Origin of the sequence: Streptomyces sp. N35, assembly GCF_016464295.1 — a bacterium.
In the GTDB taxonomy this organism is placed as follows: domain Bacteria; phylum Actinomycetota; class Actinomycetes; order Streptomycetales; family Streptomycetaceae; genus Streptomyces.
The window spans coordinates 13,457-32,051 of sequence record NZ_JAEIMH010000086.1; the positions used below are offsets into that span (position 1 = coordinate 13,457).

Annotated in this window: 18 protein-coding genes; 11 read left to right on the forward strand and 7 right to left on the reverse strand. The window is 71.0% G+C overall.

Features of this window, described 5'->3' with window-relative positions:
• A partial coding sequence (locus tag JAO81_RS33870; protein WP_233416309.1) for a DivIVA domain-containing protein occupies positions 1–316 on the forward strand: 316 nt, incomplete at its 5' end.
• Between the two features lie 137 nt (positions 317–453).
• Entirely contained in the window at positions 454–1,035 is a 582-nt protein-coding gene (locus JAO81_RS33875) for a DNA-3-methyladenine glycosylase I (RefSeq protein ID WP_199551814.1), read from the forward strand.
• 126 nt (positions 1,036–1,161) lie between these two features.
• On the opposite strand, the gene JAO81_RS33880 is transcribed toward JAO81_RS33875, so the two are convergent.
• The gene (locus tag JAO81_RS33880) at positions 1,162–1,962 is read right to left on the reverse strand and encodes an enoyl-CoA hydratase/isomerase family protein (RefSeq protein ID WP_199551815.1); all 801 of its coding nucleotides are present in this window, start codon (positions 1,960–1,962) and stop codon (positions 1,162–1,164) included.
• 342 nt (positions 1,963–2,304) lie between these two features.
• Here JAO81_RS33880 and JAO81_RS33885 point away from each other — a divergent pair, with 342 nt between their 5' ends.
• Positions 2,305–2,472: a DUF3117 domain-containing protein gene (locus tag JAO81_RS33885; protein WP_003966491.1), complete on the forward strand. Its 168-nt coding sequence runs from the start codon at positions 2,305–2,307 to the stop codon at positions 2,470–2,472.
• Between the two features lie 139 nt (positions 2,473–2,611).
• On the opposite strand, the gene JAO81_RS33890 is transcribed toward JAO81_RS33885, so the two are convergent.
• Complete coding sequence (locus tag JAO81_RS33890) at positions 2,612–3,286, reverse strand: O-methyltransferase (RefSeq protein WP_199551835.1); 675 nt, start codon at positions 3,284–3,286, stop codon at positions 2,612–2,614.
• Between the two features lie 325 nt (positions 3,287–3,611).
• Here JAO81_RS33890 and sigE point away from each other — a divergent pair, with 325 nt between their 5' ends.
• The 5 genes from sigE to JAO81_RS33915 all read left to right on the forward strand — a co-directional run bounded on the left by sigE (position 3,612) and on the right by JAO81_RS33915 (position 9,403).
• Entirely contained in the window at positions 3,612–4,307 is a 696-nt protein-coding gene (gene sigE, locus JAO81_RS33895; RefSeq protein ID WP_199551836.1) for an RNA polymerase sigma factor SigE, read from the forward strand.
• Positions 4,304–5,257, forward strand: coding sequence for an anti-sigma factor (locus JAO81_RS33900; RefSeq protein WP_199551816.1), 954 nt, complete (start codon positions 4,304–4,306; stop codon positions 5,255–5,257). The genes sigE and JAO81_RS33900 overlap by 4 nt, the downstream gene beginning before the upstream one ends.
• A gap of 1,591 nt (positions 5,258–6,848) precedes the next feature.
• Positions 6,849–7,991, forward strand: coding sequence for a S1C family serine protease (locus JAO81_RS44120; protein ID WP_374194387.1), 1,143 nt, complete (start codon positions 6,849–6,851; stop codon positions 7,989–7,991).
• 198 nt (positions 7,992–8,189) lie between these two features.
• Positions 8,190–8,657: a sec-independent translocase gene (locus tag JAO81_RS33910; RefSeq protein ID WP_199551818.1), complete on the forward strand. Its 468-nt coding sequence runs from the start codon at positions 8,190–8,192 to the stop codon at positions 8,655–8,657.
• Positions 8,658–8,779: 122 nt separating this feature from the next.
• Complete coding sequence (locus JAO81_RS33915; RefSeq protein ID WP_199551819.1) at positions 8,780–9,403, forward strand: hypothetical protein; 624 nt, start codon at positions 8,780–8,782, stop codon at positions 9,401–9,403.
• 93 nt (positions 9,404–9,496) lie between these two features.
• Here the strand turns inward: JAO81_RS33915 and JAO81_RS33920 are convergent, their stop codons facing one another.
• The 3 genes from JAO81_RS33920 to JAO81_RS33930 are packed head-to-tail and all read right to left on the reverse strand — an operon-like array spanning position 9,497 to position 12,545.
• Positions 9,497–10,645, reverse strand: coding sequence for an Mrp/NBP35 family ATP-binding protein (locus JAO81_RS33920; RefSeq protein ID WP_199551820.1), 1,149 nt, complete (start codon positions 10,643–10,645; stop codon positions 9,497–9,499).
• A 42-nt stretch (positions 10,646–10,687) separates the two neighbouring features.
• Positions 10,688–11,275, reverse strand: coding sequence for a DUF1003 domain-containing protein (locus JAO81_RS33925; protein ID WP_165336504.1), 588 nt, complete (start codon positions 11,273–11,275; stop codon positions 10,688–10,690).
• A complete protein-coding gene (locus JAO81_RS33930) occupies positions 11,268–12,545 on the reverse strand; it encodes a magnesium transporter MgtE N-terminal domain-containing protein (RefSeq protein ID WP_199551821.1) in 1,278 nt (425 codons plus the stop codon). The genes JAO81_RS33925 and JAO81_RS33930 overlap by 8 nt, the downstream gene beginning before the upstream one ends.
• A gap of 200 nt (positions 12,546–12,745) precedes the next feature.
• On the opposite strand from JAO81_RS33930, the gene JAO81_RS33935 reads away from it, so the two are divergent.
• On the forward strand, positions 12,746–13,489 hold the full coding sequence (locus JAO81_RS33935) for a hypothetical protein (protein ID WP_199551822.1): 744 nt from the start codon (positions 12,746–12,748) through the stop codon (positions 13,487–13,489).
• A 33-nt stretch (positions 13,490–13,522) separates the two neighbouring features.
• Here the strand turns inward: JAO81_RS33935 and JAO81_RS33940 are convergent, their stop codons facing one another.
• Complete coding sequence (locus JAO81_RS33940; RefSeq protein WP_199551823.1) at positions 13,523–14,035, reverse strand: hypothetical protein; 513 nt, start codon at positions 14,033–14,035, stop codon at positions 13,523–13,525.
• A 56-nt stretch (positions 14,036–14,091) separates the two neighbouring features.
• The gene (locus JAO81_RS33945; protein ID WP_199551824.1) at positions 14,092–15,204 is read right to left on the reverse strand and encodes a magnesium and cobalt transport protein CorA; all 1,113 of its coding nucleotides are present in this window, start codon (positions 15,202–15,204) and stop codon (positions 14,092–14,094) included.
• Positions 15,205–15,708: 504 nt separating this feature from the next.
• Between JAO81_RS33945 and JAO81_RS33950 the strand changes: the two genes are divergently transcribed.
• Both JAO81_RS33950 and JAO81_RS33955 read left to right on the forward strand, forming a co-directional pair.
• Entirely contained in the window at positions 15,709–16,293 is a 585-nt protein-coding gene (locus JAO81_RS33950) for a suppressor of fused domain protein (RefSeq protein WP_199551825.1), read from the forward strand.
• A gap of 207 nt (positions 16,294–16,500) precedes the next feature.
• On the forward strand, positions 16,501–17,142 hold the full coding sequence (locus tag JAO81_RS33955) for a DUF6758 family protein (protein ID WP_199551826.1): 642 nt from the start codon (positions 16,501–16,503) through the stop codon (positions 17,140–17,142).
• Positions 17,143–18,595: the final 1,453 nt, after the last annotated feature.

An 18,595-nucleotide genomic window follows, 5' to 3' on the forward strand; every position in this document is an offset into this window, starting at 1 on the left:
GTACCTCGCCGACCCGCTGCCCGCGGCCCGCCCCCTCGGCCGCGCCGACGTCGAGGCCCTGCGCCTGCCGACGGCCGTCCGCGGCTACCGCATGGCCGACGTGGACGACGCCCTGTCCCGCCTCGGCGCCGAACTCGCGGAGCGGGACGCGCGCATCGCCCAGCTGGAACGCTCGCTCGCCGGCGTCCAGGCGGCTCCCCCGGCAGGCCCGGGACTCTTCGACAAGGCGCCGCAGAGCTATGCGACGGGGGCCACGGCCGTGGTGGCCGAGGCGTCCGCGGAGCCGGAGCCGCCGGAGCCCGCGGCAGCCGTGTAGCCGGAGCCGCCGGAGCCCGCGGCAGCCGTGTGGACGCGTCCTGAGGAAGCGGGAGCGGCCCGGGCGGACGAGGACGACGACTTCGACCCGTGGAGCCCGCCGGCCGGCGGCCCCGACTCCCCGGAAGGACCGAGGCATTGAGCGGCGCACTGGCCGGCCCGGACGGCGCGCTGCGCTGCCCCTGGGCCCTGTCGACCGACGACTACGTGGCGTACCACGACGAGGAGTGGGGCCGCCCGGTCCACGGCGACGACGCGCTCTACGAACGCCTGAGCCTGGAGGCCTTCCAGTCGGGCCTGTCCTGGATCACGATCCTGCGCCGCCGCGACACCTTCCGTAAGGCCTTCGCCGACTTCCGGATCGAGGCGGTCGCGGCCTTCACGGACGCGGACGCGCAGCGGCTCCTCGCGGACGCGGGCATCATCCGCAACCGCGCCAAGATCGAGGCCACGCTTGCCAACGCACGGGTCCTCGCGGACTGGTCCCCTGGCGAACTTGACGAGTTCATCTGGTCCTTCGCCCCGGACCCGGCCGCGCGCAAGACCCCGCGCACCCTGGCGGACGTACCCGCGATCACGGACGAGTCGACGGCCCTGTCCAAGGCGCTGAAGAAGCGGGGCCTGCGCTTCGTGGGACCGACGACGGCGTACGCACTCATGCAGGCATGCGGCCTGGTGGACGACCACCTGGCGGACTGCGTGGCACGCGGCCGGACCTGACCCACCGTCCACCCGGCCGGGGCTGACTCACCGTCCACGCGGCCGGGGCTGACTCACCGTCCACGCGGCCGGACCTGACCCACCGTCCACCCGGCCGGACCGGAACCCCCGGCCCGCCCGGCGCCCCTACCGCCCCAGATACTCGGGCTTCTCCTTGGCGATGAACGCCCGTACCGCGATGGCGTGATCCTCCGACGCGCCCGCCCGCGTCTGGAGCTCGTCCTCCTTCTCCAGCGTCTCGGCCAGGGAGTGCGAGGCCGCGAAGGCCAGGGACTCCTTGAGCGCCGCATAGGCGACCGTCGGCCCGGAGGCCAGGGTCCGCGCGACCGTCTCCGCCTCCGCCGCCAGCGAATCGGCCGGCACCAGCCGGTTCGCGATCCCCAGCTCGTACGCCTCCTGCGCCTTCACCGTACGAGGGAAGAGCAGCAGATCCGCGGCGCGCCCGGGCCCGATCAGTTTCGGCAGCGTCCAGGAGACCCCCGAGTCGGCGGTCAGGGCGACACCCGCGAACGAGGTGTTGAAGGATGCGGTCTCCGCCACGATCCGGTAGTCCGCCGCGAGCGCGAAGCCGAATCCGGCCCCCGCCGCGACCCCGTTCACCCCCGCCACGACCGGCTTGGGCATCTCGGTGAGCGCCCGCACGATCGGGTTGTAGTGCTCACGCACCGTCGACATCGTCTGCCCGCTGCCCGACTCGCGGTCGGCCGTGAGCGACCCGATGTGCTCCTTCAGATCCTGGCCCACACAGAAGGCACGCCCGGTCGCGGTGAGAAGTACGGCCCGCACGGAGGGGTCCGCGGCCGCTGCCTGCACGGCATCGCGCAGCGCGACCTTCGCCTCCGTGTTCATCGCGTTCATCGCCTCGGGACGGTTCAGCGTGATCGTGGCGAGCCCGTCGCCCACCTCGTAGAGCACGGTGTCGGCCATGGAGGTCCGTCCCCTCGTTACGTATGAACAGGTAAACGCGCACGCACCGTCACGGCGCATGCGTCAGGGACAGCATGGCCCAGACGGATCACCCGGGGTATGGGTCCCGGCATGTGACGTGCGTCAAAGAATTCACGTCCGCCGAGGGGCGGGAAGCGGAGCAGTATCGCAGTCACATCGCCGAATTGAGTGGTTTTGCTCGAGCGCGTTGCGCAAGCGATGCCGACTGATGTTGGTCATCGGGTCTGTTGATGCGGGATAATGGCTTGGAAGCAATGTGTTCGATGCCGGTGACACCTGGGTTGTCGGCTGCGTGAGCTGGTTTCAGGAAGGGGAACGAGCATGGCGGCCATGAAGCCGCGAACGGGCGACGGCCCGCTCGAGGTGACCAAGGAGGGGCGGGGCATCGTCATGCGCGTTCCGCTCGAAGGCGGAGGGCGACTTGTCGTCGAGCTGACTCCCGATGAGGCCGATGCGCTCGGCGACGCCCTGAAGAAGGTCGTCGGCTGACGTAACGTCCACCATTTTCACCGCCCCGGCACACTAACAAGGGCCGGGGCGGTGTTGTTGGGGCAGGGGCGGCGGGCGGGGTGTGGGGGCGCAGCCCCCAAGGCACCCAAGGCACGTCAGCTCGCCCCGAGAAGGCGGCTCAGCCCGTCGCGACTGCCCGCTTCACCGCGCACAGCAGCCCGTCGCCCACCGGCAGCACCGAGGGCACCAGCTCCGGGCTCTCCCGTACGGTCCGCAGCAGCTCCCGCAGCCGGAGGACCTCGACCGGCTGGGGTCCCGAGTCGACGGTGCGCCCGTCGGCGAAGACGCCCTCGAACACGACGAGGCCGCCGGGCCGCAGCAGGCGCAACGATTCAGCGAGGTAGTCCAGGGACTCGGTGCGGTCGCCGTCGCAGAAGACCAGGTCGTATCCGCTGTCCGCGAGCCGCGGCAGTACGTCGAGCGCGCGCCCCGGGATGAACCGCGCGCGGTTGCTCGCGAAGCCGGCCGCGCGCAGTGCGGTACGGGCGAACTGCTGGCGCTCGGGCTCGGGGTCGACCGTGGTCAGGACCCCGTCGAGGCGCATGCCGCCCAGGAGGTGGATTCCGGACACACCGGTGCCGGTACCGATTTCGGCCACCGATTTGGCGCCGACCGTGGCGGCCAGCATCCGCAGCGCGGCGCCCGTCGCGGGAGACACCGCACGCAGCCCCGCCTCGCGCGCGCGCTCGCGCGCCCAGAGCAGCGCCTCGTCCTCCGCGACGAAAGCGTCGGCAAAAGCCGAAGTCGGCTGCCGGTTGCCGGTAATGACCCTCTCCTGTCTCCCCGTATGTATCTGGCCGTGACTGTATCCGCTGGGCCGGGAACCTGCTGATGGGGCTGGGCGTTGAAAGCGGTGTACGGGCAGGTGCGGGGGCGAGGGGGCCCCTCGGGAAGTTCCGGTGCCGCAGGACGGGGGGAATGAAATGGACCTGGGGGACGAAGCGTACGAACGGCCGGGGCGAACCCGTCCGCGATCTTCTCCACGATCTTCAAATTCTCGTAAAGACTCTTATCCTGAGCTAACAGGCGAGGTGGCTATGGTAGGGGCTCCACTGGACACCACCAGAGCCGACAGGGGAGGTGCGGCTACGACCGGTGACCTCGGAACGATGGCGCGAATCAAGCGCCGCTTCCTCAGGTCGGCGGGCGAGCCGAAATCCGTGACCGACACTGCTGACCACTCCGCCGTTTCCGCACAGACCGCGACCTTTGCCGCCGATGCGGAATCCCAGGCGTGGACTCCGCCCAGCTGGGAGGAGATCGTCAGCACGCACAGCGGACGCGTCTACCGCCTCGCCTATCGCCTGACGGGCAACCAGCACGACGCCGAGGACCTCACCCAGGAAGTCTTCGTGCGCGTCTTCCGCTCGCTGTCCACCTATACGCCCGGCACTTTCGAGGGTTGGCTGCACCGCATCACCACCAATCTGTTCCTGGACATGGTCCGCCGACGGCAGCGCATCCGCTTCGACTCGCTCGGCGACGACGCGGCCGAGCGGCTGCCCAGCCGCGAGCTCGGTCCGCAGCAGGTCTTCAACGACACGCACTTCGACGCGGACGTCCAGCAGGCCCTCGACACGCTCGCGCCCGAATTCCGCGCCGCGGTCGTCCTGTGCGACATCGAAGGACTCTCGTACGAGGAGATCGCCGCGACACTCGGCGTGAAGCTCGGCACCGTGCGCAGCCGGATCCACCGTGGCCGCTCGCAGCTCCGCAAGGCCCTGCAGCACCGGTCTCCCGAAGCCCGCGCCGAACGCCGTTCTCTCGCGGTCGTCGGTGTGCCGGCTCTGGGGGGAGGGGGCGCGACCGCGTGAGTGGATCACGGCTCAACCCTGCCGAGCGGCATCTTGCCGAGCAGCATCTGGGAGACCGGCTCGCCGCCCTGGTGGACGGCGAACTGGGCCATGACACCCGCGAGCGGGTCCTCGCCCATCTCGCGACCTGCGCCAAGTGCAAGGCCGAAGCCGATGCGCAGCGCCGTCTGAAGACCTTCTTCGCCGAGGTCGCACCGCCCCCGCCGTCCGAGAGTTTCCTCGCACGGCTGCAAGGGCTGTCCGAGCCAGGGGGCCCGGGTGGTTCCGCGGACCAGGGCGACCCCTTCGGCCGGCCGCTCGCCGACGGTGTGTTCGGTAATCGCGACGACGGCGGCTTCGGGCTGCGCGCCGACACGTTCTCGTACGCGCCGTCCGGCGGCCGCGGCGGCATGCTGCCCGGTGGAGACCGCGCGGGCGGGTTCCGTATCCACGAAGTCGGCCGCAGCGGCGCCGAGCGTGCGGCGGCCTCGCGCGGGCGGCGCCTCGCCTTCGCGGCCGCCCGAGCGGTCTCGCGGGCCGCGGTCGCGCTCGGCGGGGTCTCCACCGGAGTGCCCGCCGACACCGCCGAGGCGCGGGGCCGGGCCAATGCCTCACCGCAGCGCACACAGGGTGCGGCCACCGCGGCCGACACGAGCCGGCGGCGCGGCGGTGCGCAGAGCGTCGGCGCCCAGGCGCCGGGCAGGCTGGCCGCGCCGGTCGCCTCTGCCGGGGTGTCCGCTCCGGGTGTGCCCGGCGTGACGGGACAGCGGCAACTGCCGCTCGCCTCCCCGATACTCAACCGCTCCTCGGTGCTCCCTCCGCTGATACGTCCGGTCGCCGCCACCGTTCCGTACTCACCGCTGCCTCCCGTCCGGGAGGGCTCCGCCGTGCCGGGGCAGAGCGCCGTGCCGGATGAGACCGCCGCGCCGAGCCCGTCCCCCGTCGCCGGACTTTCGCTGCCCGCCCGCTGACCCTGCCGCTGACCGCCCGCCGGTGCACCTGGTTGAATCCCGGGTGGGATCGCCGCCGAGAGGTGGGTATCCCTGTTGGGGGTTGCGCCTGGCGGGGCGGATCCGGGGCGAGGGACATGTCGTGTACGGCGGTTCCTTCCCGTGGACCGCGTCGGCCGGGGACCTCGTGTGTGATCCGCGCCTGAGGGCGCCGGGACGAGACGCCGAACGCTGCGTGGGGAGAGGCATGGGCGAGGGGGAGCCCACCCGGCCCCAGGGGAAGTGGTGGAGCCGGCCCCGGAGTTCCGATGAGCCCGCGCCGGCGGATACCGCCCAGGATGCGGTGCGGGATGCGGTGCCTGGGGGCGAGAGGGCTGCTTCGGACGGGGACTATCCGTTGAGCGCTCCGGAGGTTCCGGGTGCTTCGGGTGTCTCGGATGCTCCGGGAACCTTGAGTGCTCCAGCTGCTGCGGATGTCCCGCTTACTTCGGGTGTCTCGGATGCCTCGGGTGCCTCGGTTTCCGAGGATGCGGTGGTCAGTGGCGCCGGGGTAAGTCCTGGCGCGGAGACGGCCGTTGGGCCCGTTTCCGGTGGTGCCGGCGGGACAGCCGGGACGGGTGCGTCCATGGTCCCGGACGAAGCTGCGGCACCTTTCGCCGCCGAACCCGCTGTGTCGCCCTCGCCCGTCGACCCTGCTGCGTCGCCCCCTCACGCCGACCCTGCGGTGTCGCCTTCTCCCGCGGTGTCCGGCGACGCCGGGGTGCCCGCTCCCGCCGTCTCCGCCGAATCCGCGGCACCTGTCCCGGCCGACCGGCCGAGGCCGCTGCACGACCCCGACCCCTACAGCACGCCGCCCTACGGAGGCCCCGGCCCCTGGGCGCCCGCACCGCCCGTGCAGCACCCCGTGGCGACTCCGGCGCAGGGCACGGTCGTGCCGCAGGGTGCGGCGCCGGTGCACGGTGCGCCCGCCGCGTATCCGCAGAGTGCCCAGACTCCGCGGCCGATACCCGGCGCGCAGATACCCCCGGCCCAAGGCGCCCCCGCGCCGGCCGCTCCGACCCACGCCGGCCCCGTCCCGGCAGCCCACGTCCCGCAGCCGCATGCCCCGGCAGCCCACGCCCCGCAGCCGCATGCCCCGGCAGCCCACGCCCCGCAGCCACACGGCGCCCAGATACCGCAGCAGCCGAGCGCACCCCAGCCCCACCGGACCGCGGCACACCCCCACCCTCAGGCCGGAGCCCACCCGCAGCCCGCCCAGGCGCAGCCGATGCCGAGCCAAGGCCACCCGGCATCGGGCCAGGGCCACCCGACACAAGGCCACCCGACACAAGGCCACCCGGCATCGGGCCAGAGCCACCCGGCCCCGGGCCACCCGACGCCGGCTCACGGCCACCCGACACAGGGTCAGAGCCAGCCGACACAGGGCCAGCCCGCGCCCGGCCACTCCACCCCGCCCCCGCACACGGCCCACACCCCGCCACCCAACGGCACCCCCGCCCACGGCACACAAGCCCACGGCGCCCAAGCCCACAGCCCCCACCCCCCAGCCGCCCAACAGCCCGCACCCCCCAACCCCTGGGCCACGTACGACCCTTGGCGTTCCTCGCAGCCCTTGCTGCAGAGCGACGGGAGTGCCGGGGCGCCCAAGCGGAAGTCCCGCAAGGGGCTGCTCGTCCTCGGGGCCGTCGCGCTGTCGCTGGTCACCGGCGGGATCGGCGGCGGGATCGGCGCGTACATCGAACGCAACGGCGGCGTCACCGAGGTCGAGCTGGGCCAGGCCGGCGAGGAGTCCAAGGACCGCGCGCCCGAGAGTGTGGCCGGCATCGCGGCCAGTGCGCTCCCCGGCGTCGTGACCCTGCACGTCAGCGGTGACGACGGCGCGGGTACCGGCACCGGCTTCGTGCTCGACAGCAAGGGCCACATCCTCACCAACAACCACGTGGTCGACCCCGGTGGCGGCGACGGCGAGATCTCCGTGACCTTCAGCGGCGGCGAGACCGCGAGCGCCAAGATCGTGGGCCGGGACGCCGGTTACGACCTCGCGGTGGTCAAGGTCAGCAACGTCAAGGGCCTCAAGCCGCTGCCGCTCGGCAACTCCGACAACGTCCAGGTCGGTGATCCCGTCGTGGCGATCGGCGCTCCCTTCGACCTGTCCAACACCGTCACCTCCGGGATCATCAGCGCCAAGGAGCGTCCGATCACGGCCGGCGGCGAGGCCGACGGCAGCGATGTCTCGTATGTGAACGCCCTGCAGACCGACGCCCCCATCAACCCCGGCAACTCCGGCGGCCCGCTCGTCGACTCCAAGGCCCGCGTGATCGGCATCAACAGCGCGATCCGCTCGGCCGGTGACGGCGGCGGTGCGGAGGGCGGCCAGGCGGGCTCGATCGGCCTCGGCTTCGCGATCCCGATCAATACGGGCAAGCGGGTCGCCGAGCAGCTGATCAACGAGGGCCGGGCCACGCACCCGGTGATCGAGGTCACGCTCGACACCGAGTTCACCGGCGACGGCGCCCGGGTCGCGGAGAAGGCCGCCGGCGGTGGCCCCGCGGTCAAGCCCGGCGGACCGGGAGCCAAGGCGGGCATCAAGTCCGGCGATGTGGTCACGGAGGTCGACGGCCAGCGGATCCACGCGGGCGAGGAGCTGATCGTGAAGATCCGCGCCCATGAGCCCGGCGACCGCCTGGAGTTGACGATCGAGCGCGACGGCAAGGAGCGCACGCTCTCGGTGACCCTCGGCGAGGCGGGCGACTGAGACGCGAAAGGCGCGGCAGCCGTCCGGAGAGCCGGCGGCCGGGCGGCAACTGTTCACCGAAACGTCCGACGATTGATCGCTGATCCCGGCGACCGGACAGTACCGGTCGCCAGGGATCGGCGGGTACCGTAGAGCTGCCCGGGAACCGGTCTTCGGACCACCTGCCACCGGGGCTGCGGACAGGGCAAGGAGCGATACGTGTTCAACGACATAGGCGGACTCGAGCTGATCGCGCTCGTGGTTCTCGCCGTGCTCATCTTCGGCCCGGACAAGCTGCCCAAGGTCATTCAGGACGTTTCCTCCTTCATTCGGAAGATCCGCGCATTCTCCGAGAGTGCAAAGCAGGACATCCGTGAGGAACTGGGCCCCGAGTTCAAGGACTTCGAGTTCGAGGACCTGAACCCGAAGAAGTTCGTCCGCAAGCAGCTCGACCAGCACGGCGACGACCTCGGGATCGATGAGATCCGCAACGGCTTCAACCTCAAGAAGGAGATGGCCGAGGTCACGGACGCCGTGAACAGCCGCGAGGGCGAGAGCCCGAGCAGCTCCGGCGGCACCAAGACCAGCCTCACGAAGAGCGCCGAGACCAGCCTCACCAAGGGCCCCGACCTGGAGAAGAAGCCGGCTCAGGACGAACGTCCGCCCTTCGACGCCGACGCGACCTGACCCCGCCAAAACCGTCCCCGCCGAGCCGTATGGCTATCCTCCTCAGGTGTTGTCCGGACTTCAGGACGCCCGAGGGGGGTGGGCCGCTCCGGACCGAACAGGACGAAGGAGGCGGCCGGTAGATGGAGACGACGAGTCAGCCCAGTCGGGCGGGAGTGCGCACGGTCGACGGCTATCTGCTTGCGCCGTTCCCGTGGTACGCACTCGACGAGGCCTTCACGGGCCCACGCTGGCTGATGCAGGTCGGCGCCGCGGCGGACGGCACGGTCGAGCACGGCTCGATCGGTCACGGCGACGAGCCCGCGGTCCGCGCCGACATGAGCGCCGACCGTGAGCGCTTCGCGGTCGTGGTGACGGTCGCGGCCAGCCCGGTGCGCCGCAGCGCGGACGGCACCGGTGTCATGGAGGCGACCTCGGTCTCCTCCGCCGCGTGGCTCGCCGGCGTCGGACTCCTGAACTTCACCTGGCCGATGCAGATGGACCACACCCTGCGCGACGACTGGCTGGACCAGCAGACCGAGACGGCCTGGGTGCTCGCCGACGACCTCGGCGGCAGCGACTGGTCGACGCTCTCGCTGCCGGTGGACGGGGTGCCGACCTCGTTCCACTACCGCGAGTCCGAGTTCGGCTGGGTGCTCGCAGGATCCACTCAGGAGGGCGTCCACCTGGGCGCGTACGGCCGCGGCATGAGCGCGTACGGTCTCGGCTTCTCGGCGGTCAAGGACATCGGGGCCTACGAGGGCTGAGCGCACGGTCACGGCAGACACGGCGATACGCGGATGGGGCGCCCCTCACCAAGAGGGGCGCCCCATCCGCGTATCACGTGACCGAAGCGGCGCTCAGAACTTGTTGCGCGGCGTGATCCCGAGCGACATGCCCGACAGACCGCGCTGCCGCCCGCCCAGCTTGCCCGCGATGGCGCGCAGCGCCGCACCCGCCGGCGAATCGGGGTCGGACAGGACCACCGGCTTGCCGTCGTCGCCGCCTTCGCGCAGCCGTACGTCGATCGGGATCGCACCGAGGACGGGCACATTGGCGCCCGTCGTCTTGGTGAGGCCCTCGGCAACCGCCTGGCCGCCGCCCGTACCGAAGACGTCGATCATCTCGTCGCAGTGCGGGCAGGGCAGGCCGGACATGTTCTCGACGACGCCGACGATCTTCTGGTGCGTCTGCACGGCGATGGAGCCCGCGCGCTCGGCGACCTCGGCGGCGGCCTGCTGCGGGGTGGTGACGACGAGGATCTCGGCGTTCGGCACGAGCTGCGCGACCGAGATCGCGATATCGCCGGTGCCGGGCGGCAGGTCCAGGAGCAGCACGTCGAGGTCGCCCCAGTAGACGTCCGCGAGGAACTGCTGCAGCGCGCGGTGGAGCATCGGGCCGCGCCATACGACGGGTGCGTTGCCCGGGGTGAACATGCCGATGGAGATGACCTTCACGCCGTGCGCGGACGGCGGCATGATCATGTTCTCGACCTGGGTGGGACTGCCGTCCGCGCCCAGCATCCGGGGCACCGAGTGGCCGTAGATGTCGGCGTCCACGACACCGACCTTGAGACCGTCGGCGGCCATCGCCGCCGCCAGGTTCACCCTCACCCGGGACCTGCCGACGCCGCCCCTGCCCGGGGGCACCCCGTACACCCCGGTCAGCGGGCCGGGCTTGGCGAAGGGGACCTCGCGCTCGGCGGTGCCGCCGCGCAGCGCGGTCGCCAGCTCCTTGCGCTGCTCGTCGCTCATCACGTCGAGCTCGACCTCAACGGAGGTCACGCCCTCGACGGCCTGCACCGCCTCGGTCACGCGGGAGGTGATCGTCTCGCGCATCGGGCAGCCGGAGACCGTGAGATAGATGGCGACGGCCACCGCGCCATCCTCAGCGACCTCGACGGATTTCACCATGCCGAGCTCGGTGATCGGCCGGTTGATCTCGGGGTCGTTGACCGTGGAGAGCGCCTCGCGGAGCGCTTCCTCAGTCGGATACGTGTCGGTAGCCATACGGAGATGGTACGGCGACCGGGTGACAGTCCGTACGCCTACTCAGCGGTCGTCTTCGTCACGCTGCTCGGCCGGGGAGAGCGGGAATACATGGCGCTCCAGCGCTCTGCGTTCCTCCATCTCCTTGACCAGATCCTGCAGTTCGGACCGGATCCAGTCCCGGGTCGCCACCTCGCCGAGACCGATCCGCAGCGCGGCGATCTCGCGGGTCAGGTACTCGGTGTCCGCGATGGACCGCTCGTTCTGCTTGCGGTCCTGCTCCAGGTTGACCCGGTCGCGGTCGTCCTGCCGGTTCTGCGCGAGCAGGATCAGCGGAGCGGCGTACGAGGCCTGCAGCGAGAGCATCAGGGTCAGGAAGATGAACGGGTACTCGTCGAACCGCAGATGCTTGGGCACCACGATGTTCCAGATCACCCAGGCGAGGATGAGCACCGTCATCCAGACCAGGAAGGTGCCCGTCCCCAGGAAGCGCGCGATCTTCTCCGAGAACCGTCCGAACGCGTCCGGATCCACCTCGGGCAGATACCGCCGCCGCGGCGGCCGCGGCTGGTCGAGGCGCACGCGGGCGCGGGCGAGCGCACGTTCCTTCGTGGCGGCCTCGCCGCGCTCGGTCAGTCCGTACTCACTCATGGACCGGGTTCACCTCCGCCGAATGGAACTCGTTCTCGCGCCAGTCGTCCGGCAGCAGATGGTCGAGCACGTCATCGACGGTGACCGCGCCGAGCAGCGATCCGCTGTCGTCGACGACGGGCGCCGCGACCATGTCGTACGTGGCGAAGAAACTGGTCACCTCGGGCAGCGAGGTATCCGGTGAGAGCGTCTGCAGATCCTTGTCGAGCATCGCGCCGACCAGCGTGAACGGGGGATCGCGAAGGAGCCGCTGGAAGTGGATCGTGCCGAGGTACTTGCCGGTCGGCGTCTGGTCCGGCGGCCGGCAGACGTAGACCTGCGCGGCGAGCGCGGGGGAGAGGTCGGGGTTGCGGACCCGCGCGAGCGCGTCGGCGACGGTCGCGTCGGGCGGCAGCACGATCGGCTCGGTCGTCATCAGACCGCCGGCCGTGCGCTCCTCGTACGCCATGAGCCGCCGTACGTCGGCGGCGTCCTGCGGCTGCATCAGTTCGAGCAGCTTCTCCTGCTCGTCCTCGGGCAGCTCGGAGAGCAGGTCGGCCGCGTCGTCGGGGTCCATCGCCTCGAGGACGTCGGCGGCGCGCTCCTCCTGGAGCTTGCCGAGGATCTCGATCTGGTCGTCCTCGGGCAGCTCCTCGAGGACGTCGGCGAGCCGGTCGTCGTCGAGGGCCGCGGCCACCTCGATACGGCGCTTCGGGGACAGGTGGTGCAGCACGTTGGCGAGGTCGGCGGCGCGCAGCTGCTCGAACGTGGCGAGCAGCGACTCCGCGCCCTGCCCCTGCTCCTCCAGCGTGAACCCGGTGACGGCCGACCACTCGACCGTCAGCGCCTCGCCCTTGGCCCGCCGAAACGTGCCGGCCTTGCCCTTGCGTACGTAGACCCGGTCGATCTCCCAGTCACGGCGGGCCGGCAGCTGCTGCACCGACACATCCAGCACCGTGACCTCCTCACCGGAATCGACCAGACGTACGCGGCGGTCGAGCAGTTCCCCGATGACCAGGCGTTCGGTGGGCCGCTGCTCGAAGCGTCGTACGTTCAGCACGCCGGTCGTGATGACCTGTCCTGCCTGGATACCGGTCACGCGGGTCATGGGCAGAAAGATCCGGCGCCGTGTGGACAGTTCGACGACGAGGCCGAGCAGGATCGGCGGACGGTTGCCCACGCGCAGCATCGCGACCAGGTCGCGCACGCGCCCGACCTGGTCGCCGTTGGGATCGAAGACGGCCGTGTCCGACAGATGAGAGACGAAGATCCGGGGGGTGCCGGACGGCATACGGTCTCCTTCGCGCGGACGGGTCGGCTGCTGTCTGGCTCTTGTCTGGCGATTCTCAGGCAATACGGCCTTCAGGCTAGTACGCCCCGTTTGGAAACGCCCTGGTGGGGCGTCCGCAAGGCTGTCTGCAAGCGGCGTACGGGTCCCGGGTACGCTGCCCTACTGCTGGTAAACAACCCGGACGAGAGGCAGTGCCGCACGTGACCGTGATCGCCTTGGGCCGTGCCCGCCGCAGCGCCGTCGTCGGTGCGCTGAGTGCGGGGTTGTTCGCCGGGATCACGGGCCTGGTGGGCTGCAGTTCAGAGGACCCCGACGCGGGCACCAACGGGATGGCCGACCTCTCGGCGGCCAAGATCCACAGTCAGGCTCGGGCCGCCGCCGACAGTGTCGCCTCGGTGACCGTGAACGCCGATCTGGTCGTCAAGGGACAGCCGTACAAGATCGACATGAAGCTGAACTCGGACGGCGGCACCGGGAAGATCACCGACAACGGGGTCAGCTTCCGTCTGCTGCGCGTCGGCGACGACGTCTTCATGCAGGCCGACGCCGCGCTGCTCAAGGAGGGCGACAAGCCCGCCAAGCCGTCCAAGCTCTCCGACAAGTACGTGAAGGTCCCTGAGGACGACCCCAAGTACAAGCGGCTGCGCGCCTACACCGACAAGGGCGATCTGCTCGACATGCTGCTCGACATGCCGGGCAAGCTCAGCAAGGGCGACCGCTCCACCGTCGGCTCGGTACGCACCATCCAGCTGGCCGCGGGCAACGGGGACGGCGGCACGATCGACGTGTCCCTGGAGGGTGAGCCGTATCCGCTGCGTCTGGTGCGCGCGGGAGGCGCGGGCACGCTGAAGCTCAGCGACTGGGGGCAGAGCGTGACGGTCGAGGCGCCGGCGAAGAACGAGATGGTGGACTTCGGCGAGCAGCTGCCGAAGTCGACTGGCTGACCTTCTGCCGTACGGGTCCCCTGCGGCCGTTCCTTACGAGGTCCGCTTCCGCCGCTTGAACAGCAGCCGCGGCAGCGCGGCCGGGATCTCCTGGCGCGTGGTGTACGGCGACGGCAGCGGGGCCGCGGCCAGCGACCCGCTGGGCAGCTCACGGTCCGTGCCCTGCCACTCCAGACGCAGTACGCGGCACTCGCGCGCCCACCGCTCGGTCAGCTGCTCACTGTCGGGCGCATTGAGCCGCTTGCCCTTGAGCTCGGCGACGGCGGCCTCCCACTCGGCCGAGTGCGGCGCGAGCTCCACCACCTTGGCGTCCCAGGCCACGAGCCGCCCGCCCTTGTCCTTGCTGCGCACGGTGACCTGGGCACGGCCCCCGTCGGTCAGGCCGGGCAGCGGCTGCTCGCCCGGTCCGTCGCCCACGAGGTGGGCGGCGCCCTCGGTCCACACATGCCACAGCGCGCGGGCGGGCCCCGAACCCTGCACCCAGATGAGACCGGACTTCTTGGTGGCCTCCTCGGCGAGGGCGGCGTCGAGCAGCGACTCAGTCATACGTGCAGGGTAGGCGAGGGGTGCGAAGGCCCGTACCACGGGTGCGAAGGCCCGTACTACAGCCACCCGTTCCGCTTCAGGGTGCGGTGGATCACGAAGCAGATCCCGGCGATCCCGGCCATCACCATGGGGTAGCCGTATTGCCAGTCGGTCTCCGGCATGTAGTCGAAGTTCATCCCGTACACCCCGCAGATCATCGTCGGTACGGCGATGATGGCCGCCCATGAGGTGATCTTGCGCATGTCCTCGTTCTGCGCGACGGTCGCCTGCGCGAGGTTGGCCTGCAGGATCGAGTTGAGCAGCTCGTCGAAGCCGACCACCTGCTCCTGGACGCGGGCCAGGTGGTCGGCCACGTCACGGAAGTAGTTCTGGATGTCCGGGTCGATCAGCCGCATCGGCCGCTCGCTCAGGAGCTGCATCGGCCGGCACAGCGGCGACACCGCCCGCTTGAACTCCAGGACCTCGCGCTTGAGTTGGTAGATCCGCCCGGCGTCGCTGCCGCGCGCACGGCCCCTGCTGTCCGGCGAGAAGACCTCGCTCTCGACCTCGTCGATGTCGTTCTGCACGGCGTCGGCGACGGCGATGTACCCGTCCACCACGTGGTCGGCGATGGAGTGCAGCACCGCCGAGGGGCCCTTGGCGAGCAGCTCCGGGTCGTCCTGCAGCCGGTGCCGCAGACCCCGCAGCGAACCCTGGCCGCCGTGCCGGACGGTGATGAAGAAGTCCTTGCCGGTGAAGCACATGACCTCGCCGGTCTCCACCACCTCGCTGGTGGCGGTGAGTTCGGCGTGCTCCACGTAATGGATCGTCTTGAACACCGTGAACAGGGTGTCGTCGTAACGCTCCAGCTTCGGCCGCTGGTGCGCGTGCACCGCGTCCTCCACGGCGAGCGGGTGCAGCCCGAACTCGGCCGCGATACCGGCGAATTCGGTCTCGGTGGGCTCGTGCAGACCGATCCAGGCGAAGCCGCCGTCGCGCCGTACGAGCAGCATCGCCTCGTGCGGCGTCATCGACTCGTCGCTCTTGACGCGACGGCCGTCGCGGTAGACCGCGCAGTCGACCACGGCGCTCAGGGCGGACGGGTCGCGCGTGGTGTCGTACGCCGGGCCGCTCGGGGTCTTGCGGAGCTGGGGGCGGACGGCGGCACGCAGGTCACGGATCATCGACATGGCAGGCTCCTTCGAGGCGCGACTGCCGGTGCGGGCGGTGGCACAGCCCGGAATGGGGACGTCCGACGTTCTTCCGCGGACATCCGCAAAGCGGGCGGCACCGTGCATCGCTGCCGGCACTCTCACCACTGGGACAGATCAAGCACGGGATCTTGCGGGTACCCCTGCTCGAGCGAGGTCGGGAGCGGGGGAGGGACCGAGACGCTCTTCCGTCGTGCGGATGCCTGGTGTCCGGAGTTTGCCCGGCTGCGGGCGGGGTACGGGAAGCCCCGAGTGAAAGGCAGTTACCTGGCGGAAGAACGGGTGGTACTGCACGGTCGACTTCGATCCATCAGTCCCACCTCCTCGCGCCGGGCCCCCGTGGGGGAAAGCCGTCTGCCGGGCCTTCTCGTGCTGACTCAGTGTGGCTGTCAACACGATGCCCTGACCAGCCGCCAACCCTATCAGCCGACTGAAGTGCCCTGCCCTGCTTTGCCTTTCCCATACGAGATCTATGCTCGCGGGATGGCAGATGTACTGGCTCTCGTCGAAGCCCGGCTGCGTATGGCGCTGGGCGAACCGGACGCGCGCGCGTCGGTCACCTTCCTCGGCACGGACCGTATCGAGGTGCTCCGCTTCACCGACGGCGATGTGGTCCGCTATGCGACGCTTGGCATGTCCGCCACCCCGATGACGGATCCCGCGGCCGCGTTGGCGGACCCGGTGCGGGGGCCTCGCGCGGAGCTCGTTCTTTCGGTACGGGCAGGGCGCGCCGACACCGACAAGGTGCTCCGTGCGCTGGCCGTCCTGGCGGCCTCTCCGCAGGTCGAGGGTGTGGTGGTGGCTCCCGGCGCCTCGCTCGACACGGGTGAACCGCTGTGGCCCGGCGCCCCGTTCACCTCTGTCCTGGTGGCTGAACCGGGCGGTCTGGTCGAGGACTTGGAGCTGGACGAGCCGATGGACCCGGTGCACTTTCTGCCGCTTCTGCCGATGACGCCGAACGAGGCGGCGTGGAAGCGGGTGCATGGGGCGGCGGCTCTGGAGGAGCGGTGGCTGTCGGAGGGGACGGATCTGCGGGATCCGGTGCGGGGGGCGGTGGGGTTGGGCTGAGGGGGGTGGGGTTGGGCTGAGGGGGGTTGGGTGCTGGTGTTTTTTGGGGGCTGCCGCCCCCAAGCCCCCACACTCCAGGCGGGGGCTGCATTCGTTTGGCTGGGGGTTGTTGTTCGGTGCTCGTGGGGGCTGCGCCCCCACGCCCCGCCGCCGACACATCCTGATCGTCCTTGACGCGGCGCCAGGCGGGTAGGACTGTTGAGCGCTATGAGGGGCGAACCCAGTTGCCCGAAGTGTGGTGGCCGGGTGCGGGCTCCCGGTCTTTTCGCCGATGCCTGGCAGTGTGACGCGCATGGCACCGTGCATCCGCTGCAACCCGTGGTGCCACCGAGTGTCGAGGCGCTCTCCGTCGTCGTGCACCGCTCCCATGTCCCGGTCTGGATGCCCTGGCCGCTTCCGGTCGGCTGGCTGTTCTCGGGCGTGGCCTGCGCGGGGGACGACCGCAGTGGCGGGCGTGCCACGGCGGTGGCGTGCTCGGGGCCCGGTCCGCTCGGCGGCAGCGGGGAGCTGATCCTGGTCGCCGAGGAACTCGGCATCGGTCTGGGTGCTCGGTATGCCGGGCTTCCGGGGCCCGATCCCGGGCCGCACATGGACGTTGCGCGTCCGCCGCAGGCGAAGGTGCACGCGGCGGGCCGCCCCACTCCGCTCTGGCACGTGAAGGACACTCCGTCGGACCGTGCGGTCTTCGCCGGTGAGGCGCGTGGGCTGTGGCTGTGGGCGGTGGTCTGGCCGGAGCAGTCGGGGTTGCTGATGTACGACGAGCTGGTTCTGACGGATCTGCGGGACGCGGGTGCGGAGGTGGAACTCTTGCCGTGCGGCGCACTGTCCCCACGGATCCTGACGCCGTAACTCCGCCGCCGGCTCCCTTGGGGCGCCGTAGCTATGCCCCCGGCTCCCTTGGACGCCGAAGCTCCCAGGTGGCTCCGCCCCCGGACCCCCGCTGGTGGCTCCGCCCCCAGGCCCCCTGGGTTGGGGGTCTGCTTCATCTGCTTCTCCTGGCCGGTGCGTTTGTGCCCGCGGTTTCGTCGTGGGGTTCTGTTTCGTGCGCGGCTGTCGGCCGGGTGTGTGCTGCGCCTGTGGCTTCGTTGTGGGGGCTGCTTCGGGTGCGGCTTTCGGTCGGTTCGTTGTGCGCGTGCGGTTTCGTCGTGGGTCGGGGCCGGGGTGGGGTGCTTGCTCATTCGGGCAATGGCACCCTTTCCGCGAAGGGTTGCCGTCTCCGACGGGGGTGCCCGAATGACAATGCACCCCACCCCGTCCCCTTACGCCGGTACAGCGACTGACGGCCGGTGGAGTGTTCCGCGCGCACCGTTGCCCCGGTCCGCCGTCACGCGGCTGACGGCCGGTGGGGGGTTCCGCTCGCATGGTTGCCCCGGTCGGCTGTCACGCGGCTGACGGCCGGTGGAGTGTTCCGCTCGCACGATGGCCCTGGTCCGCCGGTGCGCGGCTGACGGCCGGTGTGGTGTCCCGCCTTCGATGGCAGCGTCTTCCACCGGACGTGGCTGCCGCTTCGTCCGCGCGTCGCCCCACACCGTCCCCTTCCGCCGGTACGCGACTGACGGCCGGGGGGTGTTCCGCCCTCCGTCCCGTCCTCTTCCGTCGTCGCGCGACTACCGGCCTCGGTGGGGCCAGGACGCCTTCAATGTCCTGCTGGCGCGCGGCTGTACGGGCGGTGGGGGCAGGTCGCCTTCAGCCCTCGTTCCGCTGTCGCGCGACCGACGGCTGGTGGGGTGTTGCGCTCCCCGTCCCGTCCCGGTCCGTCGTCGTGCGGCTGTACGGGCGGTGGGGGCAGGGCACCTTCAACCCCCGGTCCGCCGTCGCGCGGCTGACGGCCGGTGGGGTGCTCCCTCCGCACCCTTCCGTCGTCGCGCGACTACTGGCCCCGGTGGGGGCAGGTCGACTTCAACCCCCTTCGGCTGCCGGACAGTTGACTGCGGGCCAGTCGAGCTGCTTGCGCCCAACCCTCTGTCGGCTACGGGCCGGTGCGGCTGCGGTCTGGTGGGGTGCGAGCCCGCTCTGTACCTCTGCCCACGTCCCGCCTCCCCCGAGCCCGATGCGCCCCACTTGCCCCTGGTGCGCCTGACGGAGCGTCCAACCTCAGCCCGTCCGGCGTTTGAGGACGAGCGCCTTAAGCGCGATACGGGGGCAAGGGGCGAAGCCCCAAGAGGGGGTGCAGGGGGTGAAGCCCCCGCCGGGTGCCCACCCAAGGGGTCCGGGGCGGAGCCCCGGGTTCGGGAAGGGGGGGGGTGGGGAAAACCGCCCCCCGCAGGGGCCCCCCCCCCCCGCCCCACCGCCCAGGCCCCCC

Coding starts and splice junctions, on each gene's coding strand:
- JAO81_RS33950 (WP_199551825.1), top strand. CDS start 15,709: ATGGCAGATGTACTGGCTCTCGTCGAAGCCCGGCTGCGTATGGCGCTG.
- JAO81_RS33915 (WP_199551819.1), top strand. CDS start 8,780: ATGGAGACGACGAGTCAGCCCAGTCGGGCGGGAGTGCGCACGGTCGAC.
- JAO81_RS33930 (WP_199551821.1), bottom strand. CDS start 12,545: ATGCCGTCCGGCACCCCCCGGATCTTCGTCTCTCATCTGTCGGACACG.
- JAO81_RS33940 (WP_199551823.1), bottom strand. CDS start 14,035: ATGACTGAGTCGCTGCTCGACGCCGCCCTCGCCGAGGAGGCCACCAAG.
- JAO81_RS33880 (WP_199551815.1), bottom strand. CDS start 1,962: ATGGCCGACACCGTGCTCTACGAGGTGGGCGACGGGCTCGCCACGATC.
- JAO81_RS33945 (WP_199551824.1), bottom strand. CDS start 15,204: ATGTCGATGATCCGTGACCTGCGTGCCGCCGTCCGCCCCCAGCTCCGC.
- JAO81_RS33885 (WP_003966491.1), top strand. CDS start 2,305: ATGGCGGCCATGAAGCCGCGAACGGGCGACGGCCCGCTCGAGGTGACC.
- JAO81_RS33955 (WP_199551826.1), top strand. CDS start 16,501: ATGAGGGGCGAACCCAGTTGCCCGAAGTGTGGTGGCCGGGTGCGGGCT.
- JAO81_RS33925 (WP_165336504.1), bottom strand. CDS start 11,275: ATGAGTGAGTACGGACTGACCGAGCGCGGCGAGGCCGCCACGAAGGAA.
- JAO81_RS33920 (WP_199551820.1), bottom strand. CDS start 10,645: ATGGCTACCGACACGTATCCGACTGAGGAAGCGCTCCGCGAGGCGCTC.